The organism is Aeromonas sp. HMWF017, from assembly GCF_003061465.1.
GTDB lineage: Bacteria > Pseudomonadota > Gammaproteobacteria > Enterobacterales > Aeromonadaceae > Aeromonas > Aeromonas veronii.
The window spans coordinates 1-2,206 of record NZ_QAJD01000087.1; the positions used below are offsets into that span (position 1 = coordinate 1).

Below are 2,206 nucleotides of genomic sequence, written 5' to 3' on the forward strand. Positions count from 1 at the left end.
GCCTCTCATTGCACATCACTATTCGTGGCATCAGTGTCATGGTTCGTCACAAGTGACGAACGTCACACTTCGACACCGCACAATCTCGGTACCACCTCGCGACAAAGAATTTAAAATCATTTAAAAACAGCAAGTTAAAATCAATTTCACGCCAGCGAACAATCTGGCCCATATCTTGCCAACCTGCCCTTACTTTCTCCGTTCGCGACACGACAAGGTAGGCTATGAACCGCTTCGTTATCGCTGACCCCAAGCTTTGTATCGGCTGTGGCACCTGTATGGCGGCCTGCAGCGAGGTACACAAGGCGCAAGGTTTGCAGCAAGCCCCCCGTTTAACCGTTATGCGACACGAGCAGGCGACCATGCCGGTTCAGTGCCGTCACTGTGACGATGCCCCCTGCATCAAGGTGTGCCCGGTCGAGGCAATTCGCCAGACCGGCGATTGCGTGCAACTCAATGAGTCGCTCTGCATCGGCTGCAACCTCTGCGCCGTGGCCTGCCCCTTTGGCGCCATCCAGAGCGGCGGCAGCCGTCCGGTGGCCGTGGCCACCAGTTATGACACCTATATCCCATGCTCCATCCGCTCCAGCAATCCCTCCACCTCTGCCGGCCTGCGCTGCTTTGGCGAGGATCTGCTGAGCTGGGAGCCGGGGGTGCGCAGCATCGCGGTCAAGTGCGACCTGTGCGAGTTTCGCACCGACGGCCCGGCCTGTGTCGGTGCCTGCCCCTCCCAGGCACTGAAGCTGGTCAATGACGGCGACACCGAACGCGCCGCCCGTATCCGTCGCCAGCAAGCGGCCGACACCAACCCGCAAGGGGCCTCTGCCTTCTCGGCGCCTGCCACGGCGCTCCCTGCATCCGATTTATCCACCACAGAGGGAGTTCGCTGATGTTGTCCCCCCTTGTTATGGCCACGCTCCTGCTCTTTTTGCTGGGCGCTGCCGCCGGTTTGCTGCTGCAAAAACTGCCCGTACTGGCCAACCGTCTCAATAGCGGTTTTGCCCTGCTGGGCTCGCTCGCGGGTCTGGTCGCCGCCATCCAGATCTTTGCCCAAGGCGCCCCCGTCGACGGCCAGCTCTGGCTGCTGGGCTCGGTGCACCTCGACATGCTGGCCGCGCTGATGCTGCTGGTGATTAGCACCGTCGGCGTCGCCGTCGCCCTCTACTCCTTTGCCTATATCCGCGAATATCAGGGCAAGGGGGATGTGGCCATCGGCGCGCTGATGAACCTCTTCCTCTTTGCCATGGTGGGCATGGTGCTGGCCGACAACGCGCTCGGTTTCTTGCTCTGCTACGAGCTGGTGACCCTCACCACCTACTGGCTGGTCAAGACCAACCCGGAGGCCGCCAAACAGAGCCGTCTCTACTTGGTGATGAACCATATCGGCATGGCGCTGGTGCTGATCGCCTTCTGGCTGCTCTGCCGTGAAAGCGGTTCGCTGGAGTTCGCCGCGCTGCGCGAGCACCATCTGGCGGGCGCATTGGCCTCGCTGGTGTTTCTGCTGAGCTTCTGCGGCTTTGGCCTGCGCGCCGGTTTCGTGCCGCTGCACGGCTGGTTGCCGGTGGCCGAGCCCGTTGCGCCGTCCCATATCTCGGCGCTGATGTCCGGCGTCATGGTGAAGCTGGGTCTGTTTGGCATTTTGCGGGTCTGCATCGATTTTCTCGGCGCCAGCCAGCTCTGGTGGGGCTATGTGGTACTGATCTTCGGTGCCTGCTCGGCGGTGCTCGGGGTGCTGTTTGCGCTGGCCGAACACGACCTCAAGCGGCTGCTCGCCTTCCACACGGTGGAGAACATCGGCATCATCCTGATGGGGATGGGCATCGGCATGATCGGCATCGCCAACCAGCAACCGGCACTGGTGGTGCTGGGGCTGCTCGGCGCGCTGTATCACCTGCTCAACCACGCCATCTTCAAGAGCCTGCTCTTTATGGGCACCGGCTCGGTGATGTTCCGCCTGCACACCCGTGACATGGACAAGATGGGGGGCTTGGCCAAGCTGATGCCCTGGACTGCGCTGGCGTTCCTCATCGGTGCCATGGCCATCTCGGCGCTGCCGCCGCTCAACGGCTTTGTCAGCGAGTGGTTTATCTACCAGTCCCTGCTCTCCATGACCAAACTCGGCACCTCTGTCGTCGCGCCGCTCGCGGTAGTAATGCTGGCGGTAACCGGCGCCATGGCGGTGATGTGTTTCGTCAAGGTGTATGGC

The 2,206-nt window shown here is 61.8% G+C and carries 2 protein-coding genes; both read left to right on the top strand.

The window, feature by feature from the left end:
- Positions 1–224: 224 nt before the first annotated feature.
- Complete coding sequence (locus tag DBR30_RS08085; protein ID WP_108588287.1) at positions 225–890, top strand: 4Fe-4S dicluster domain-containing protein; 666 nt, start codon at positions 225–227, stop codon at positions 888–890.
- Positions 890–2,206, top strand: a 1,317-nt coding sequence (locus tag DBR30_RS08090; RefSeq protein WP_258224348.1) for a proton-conducting transporter transmembrane domain-containing protein, incomplete at its 3' end; no start/stop codon positions are given. The genes DBR30_RS08085 and DBR30_RS08090, both read left to right, overlap by 1 nt.